The organism is Marinobacterium iners DSM 11526, assembly GCF_900107855.1.
Taxonomy (GTDB): domain Bacteria; phylum Pseudomonadota; class Gammaproteobacteria; order Pseudomonadales; family Balneatricaceae; genus Marinobacterium; species Marinobacterium iners.
The window spans coordinates 1-5,444 of record NZ_FNRJ01000037.1; the positions used below are offsets into that span (position 1 = coordinate 1).

General features: G+C 52.2%; 7 protein-coding genes. All 7 read left to right on the forward strand.

The genetic code is table 11. The features are described 5' to 3' along the window. The coding region (locus tag BLV48_RS19090; RefSeq protein ID WP_175527739.1) for a hypothetical protein at positions 1-201 on the forward strand (201 nt) is incomplete at its 5' end. Positions 202-565: 364 nt separating this feature from the next. Next, on the forward strand, positions 566-880 hold the full coding sequence (locus tag BLV48_RS19660) for a DNA/RNA non-specific endonuclease (RefSeq protein ID WP_091828249.1): 315 nt from the start codon (positions 566-568) through the stop codon (positions 878-880). Then, complete coding sequence (locus BLV48_RS18480; RefSeq protein WP_139253983.1) at positions 834-1,658, forward strand: hypothetical protein; 825 nt, start codon at positions 834-836, stop codon at positions 1,656-1,658. The genes BLV48_RS19660 and BLV48_RS18480 overlap by 47 nt, the downstream gene beginning before the upstream one ends. A gap of 530 nt (positions 1,659-2,188) precedes the next feature. Further along, complete coding sequence (locus BLV48_RS18490) at positions 2,189-2,692, forward strand: hypothetical protein (RefSeq protein WP_091828252.1); 504 nt, start codon at positions 2,189-2,191, stop codon at positions 2,690-2,692. Then, the gene (locus BLV48_RS18495) at positions 2,686-3,414 is read left to right on the forward strand and encodes a hypothetical protein (RefSeq protein ID WP_091828253.1); all 729 of its coding nucleotides are present in this window, start codon (positions 2,686-2,688) and stop codon (positions 3,412-3,414) included. The genes BLV48_RS18490 and BLV48_RS18495 overlap by 7 nt, the downstream gene beginning before the upstream one ends. A gap of 176 nt (positions 3,415-3,590) precedes the next feature. Then, positions 3,591-4,250 (forward strand): hypothetical protein, encoded by a 660-nt coding sequence (locus tag BLV48_RS18500; protein WP_302847922.1) that lies wholly within the window; start codon positions 3,591-3,593, stop codon positions 4,248-4,250. 10 nt (positions 4,251-4,260) lie between these two features. Further along, the coding region (locus BLV48_RS18870; protein ID WP_139253985.1) for a PoNe immunity protein domain-containing protein at positions 4,261-5,444 on the forward strand (1,184 nt) is incomplete at its 3' end.

Below are 5,444 nucleotides of genomic sequence, written 5' to 3' on the forward strand. Positions count from 1 at the left end.
GAAGAGCAGGGCGTCATCTTCCAGCGCTTCGAGGGACTGGCAGAAGGTGAGCGTGTGCATGCGCACTATGTGATTGCCATCACGGATGTTCCCGGCGGCTACTTTTCATTCTCACTGGTAACCGATGCCGATAACTTCGAGCGTAACCGCGCCTTTTTTCTCCAGATGCTCAGAACGGCAGATGCTATCACTGCCCGCTAGACGAAAAGCAACGCAAACAAGCCTAACCGTCGCTCATCCATCACGGCAAGCTGTGTCACACTCGCTCTTTAATAAACCGGAACAAATACTCCGGGCACCCTCACACACATTGACGGTGTCCGGAGTCATCACCCAGCGTGTCCAAAACGCCGAACTGCTTCGCCGGTGAGGCGAAGGCTTGAGTGTGCATAATGCGATCTACACAATCCAATATGAAGATTCAATGGGTAACAATCATTCCTTGAATAATCATGAACCAAACACAGAGTACTATATGGATGATCGTCATCAATATACAACAGACGCCGATGGTCGAACTACTTATGCCACCTCTACAATAACTTAAGACGATCTCGATACAGGTATTCGAAACTGCCACCAACAGGAAAAAGCTGGATCATGTGGTCTTGATGATGAGGAAGAAAACATTATCGCTACTAGACTGGGTGGTCCGAGTGAAAGAATAAACCTTGCTCCTCAAAATATGAACCTTAACCACAGTGCTTGGAAGCGAATGGAAAACCGATGGGCAAAAGCGGCATCGGAGGGGAAGACAATTGAGGTCGATATTAAGGTAATTTATGAGGGAGATAGCAAGAGACCTAGTAGATTTTTGGTGACAGAAAAAATTGATGGCGTCGTTAAAACCACTCCATTTCAAAATCAGGCAGGGGGATGATGTGTTTCGAGAAGATAAGTTTGTAGATCTTATGATGATGTCTCTAGGTGAAGAAAAAACAAATATTAAATGTAATATTTATGCTTCTTCTGGAACTGCTGATGTTAGCTTCTTCACCGCTGGCAAGTTCAATGTATGGGAATCAGAAGTTCAAATTTTAGATGAACGCTATGAATCAGTTTATAGAGAAAGAGGGGAATTAGCTTGCGAGCTTTATTTTGAAAAATATATCCCTGACTTGGAATCAGAAGATTACTGGAACCTCTGCACCATCGAAGTCCATCGCGATGGCACCCACAGCATCGACTTCGCCTACAAACCCGAGCTCGATGAAGAATATGAAAAAGAGACCATCGAATCCATCGGCCAGGAACTCTACGACAAGTACAAGCGCGAAGACGAAGAACGACGTCAACAAGCCAGGCTACAGCCGGAACCCGAGCGGGAACCGGAAACACCATCCAAGGTCGAGACCTTTACCGTTCCGGAACTGCTGGGCTTTATCGCCAGCGAACTGCGGACGGATATCCCCTCGAACTGGAAGGAGCTGATCGTCGTTGCCGAATTGTTCGAAGAGGACGGCAAGCTAGCCGTCAGCATGATCAGTCATTACATCACGGATGGCGCCCCACAGCGCTTCACCCCATCCAACAACATCGGTCCCATGAACGCGCTGATCAAGTTGCAACGCCTGATGGCCAAGGATGGACATACCTGGCGCAAGGCAAGGCTCACGTTCGAATCACAGGGCGGAGTCAAGGTAGAGCCTCTGGAATAAGCCGACACTCCACGCGACAACCGTCGCTCAATCCATCACGGCAAGCTGTATCGCACTCGCTCTTTAATAAACCGGAACAGATACTCCGGGCACCCTCGCACACATTGACGGTGTCCGGAATCATAACCAAGCATTGACCCAACTACGGCGATCCCATCAGCCCCCTGAAGGGGCTGGTCGAGACCCTGATGCAGTGCGGTCCCTACGACATCGGCCGCATCCTGGGGCAGAACATCAACCCAGCCGTCGCGCTCAAGGTCGTAAGAGCCCCAGCGGCTATCGAATAGGTGCTTCGGATGGCGGCCCTGGAAAGTGGGCCGAGATCAATCGCAAGGATACCAAGGCCAATCGTTACGAAAAGCAGGTAACCGGTGCTCCGAACAATATCGAATGGCATGTCTCCGATGCCGAGATGGCGAAAAAAATCGACGAGATCCTGAAGAATTCTAATAACGGATTACCTGAGAATAACCAAGGCATAATCAAGGTAATACATACCCCGGATATCGTTAACTGAGGAGGTAGTTTGAATGAGCTTACCCGTGAATGAGAGCAAAGGGCGCCAAATCCAAAAATTCGGCATCTCCGCGACAGGTTACGACAACAGGCCCCATACCCTGTCGGAGTACCTTACCTTTAGCCGTACGTTGCTGGAAAAGCTCCAAGAAATTCATCCCCTGTTTCGGCGACTGGCGGTGCTGGGCAAGGATGATTATCAACCAATTTCGGAAGACCTTGAAGGGCTGGACGCACTCATTGTCGACGGTGCGATTCGCAGTGTAGACAATCTCAAGGACTGCCAAAACCTAGCTCCCGATGGTCTACCCGGCCCCGATACGACCAACAACATTGGCTTCAGGGTCTCCTATTTCTCCTATGCCGATGATGCCGAACGCTCACACCGACCTGTCCACGAAGGGGGGTCAAACTCACTATCCGAGGCAGCAACTCGGGTGCAGAGCCCCGCTGCAGCCATATCGGACTGGCCTTACCCAGCGACGGCTACTGCGACTTGCACGTACCAGCCATGGTAAGGCGCCTACTGGCGCTAATTGCCGAGCATCAGCGAGGCGTCACGTTCGGCAGGGTAGGTTCGCATGATTTCACCAAAGCTTTGGAGCAGGACCGGTTCGATTTGTTCGCAGGCGAGTGGCTACTATATTTCAAGCTACCGCAGCTTTCCGACTGCCTGCCGGACGATATTAGCCACGAACCTTTTCTCGACGGCGTGCTGCTCGAAACCACCCCCCATCCACCGCAGGTCGAAAATCCGACAGATATTGCCGCTGGCAAGCGAATGTATGAGGTGCTGGATGAACTGGGACTGATGCGGCATTGCCTGCAAGTGCTGAACGGCTGGCCCCACGACGAAGAAGAGACTCGCTACCAACAGATACTGACCGGTGCGCCGGAGGGGCGCAAGTATCGCGTGGGCTGCGTCGATTTCGACGGCTATGACGCCGAGCGCAAAACGTTGCTGTTCACTCGACTGTTCCGAGGACTCAAACGATATCCTAAGGGCTGGGGTATCCGAGGTCTGGATGGCCCCGTCCTCAACGAAGCCAACCGCCAAGTCAATGCCGCCCAAGGCTACCCGATCGAATGGCATATCGGGCTGGAAGAACCTTACGAGAAGGTCCGAGAACTACTGGCCGACTATACCGATATCACCGAGGAACAGCTCAAAGTCATATACACCCCGCTGGAACCGGTTATCAGGAACTTTGATCAGGAGTCCGACAAGAACCACACCTGAAGCACGCTGAACTTACCCAGCAACCGTAGACAACGCTCTTTAACAAACCGACACGGATACTCCGGACACCGCCTGAAGCAAATACGGCGTCCGGAGTCATAACCAAATAAAGGCACTGGACCGCCACCGTCGACGGCGACGCCAGTGTCTATTTCATCTCCCACATTGAAGAGCCGCTGGAAGTTTTCAACTTCAGCGTGGCCAACACGCCAAGTTATTTTGTCGGTAATGGCGGACTGTGGGTTCACAACACTACGACTTGTACTCTTCCCGAAAGAATCGACGATTTGGAAAACCGTCGACTGGATGATATTTCGGTCAAAACAGGCGTCGGTGCGGTAGGTGAAGCCAAGGTAAACCGCATACTGGAAGAAGACTTGGATATGAAGCCACTGGGCAATCAAAACCTGGACTGGCGCAAGGTTGATGACCCTCAGGGCTGGAAGGACGAGTATGCCAAATATGTGGGCTCGACGGGCATAGATAGTATTTTTCGAGGTAAAGACGGCAAAATCCACATTGTGGAGTCCAAGTCTTCCGGTTCTAAAGACTACGAGAGCTGCAAAGCGGGTAGCCTTTGTACCACAAAAGGGAGTGGCCAACAGATGAGCCAGGATTGGATCAACAGAGAACGGTTGGAAGCATCAGGCCTCAAACCTCACGAAGTCGATCAAGTGCTCGAGGGCTTAGATGAGAACGATGGCTCTGTCGTTCGCCTATACGCAGGAACTAGCGCTAGCGGGCAGACAAAGTTTTATGAAATCCACGATAGGCCCGGATCCACATCTAAGGTCACCGTGGATCGTGCAGGTGACGAATACGAGTTCTACCAATAAGGGTTAGCCGATGAGACAAAACCGATTTTACTCTGACATCGATCTGTCCAGCAGTATCGACTACGCATTAAAAGCTGCACAGAAGTATTGCAGTGAAGACTATATTGTGGAACGAATTAATCGCTCTAATGGCCGTACTGACCTGCGTGTAAAAAGCTATGAAGCATCCTGCTATCGGTCCTTAGGGCTTTTACGATCCCTCTACGCACGTGGCGATAGCATTGAATCGCTACGCCAGGCTTATTTGGAAACCCGCGAGCGCCTAAGTATGCTGGAAGACGGCATACAAGCCTGCGGTTTAGAACATCCGAAAATAGACTTAGTACACCCTCTACAGATAAGTATGCTCCTCGCTCTCGCCCACGCCCTGGGCGAAAAGCCTCAGTTAATCGGTCGTAACACCCGTGCGATTTCCTCTAGTTGTGATCTATTCGTCGACCGATTACTCAGTGTGTATGACCCCAAGCGCCCCTTGGCCGACGAGATTGCCAACAAATCCGTCTATAAAAAGCTCTACGCGGTATTTGATGCCCCTGCGGAAAAACGTCCAGAAATGATTGCCCGCTACCTGGACGAATGGGAAAAGCTACTGCTCAAAAACAAGATACCGGGACTTCATTACCCGCAACCAGATCATCTACTGGAAGAATGGGCAGGCTATTGGTGTTACCCCGCCGCCGCCGTGGTTGCCGCGCTGAATATCGATGACAGCAGCTTCATCGACCATGAGTTCTATCCCACCGATCTGATGCAGGCCTGCGCCCAATACCGGGGCGAGCCGGTCATCCTGCAACCACTGCAAGAGCCGGCCTTGCCGGAGCCACCCAAACGCAAACCCAAACGCAAGCCCGCGCCCGAGCTGCTTGCCCCCTGGCAGCCGCTGTTCGAACGGATGGCAGCCACTTTGCCCAAAAGCCTGCAGGCCACTCTGTGGAATGCTCTGGTCGAGTGGCTGAATGAAGAGTGGGAAGAGGAACCCCTTGAGGCCGGCGGTTTTCTCTGCGCCTTCTCCGCTGCGCAGTGGGAGATGGAACTGCTGACCACCTACCGCCGCTTGGCCCTGCTGCACGTGGACTGGAAGGATGACGAAAGCGCTCTGAGCTTTTGCGAGACGATCGCGCGCACTCTGGGCATTGAGGAGTCCTTTTCACCAGACCCGGTTACGCTGAACCGCCCCGAGCGAGTCTGGGAGGT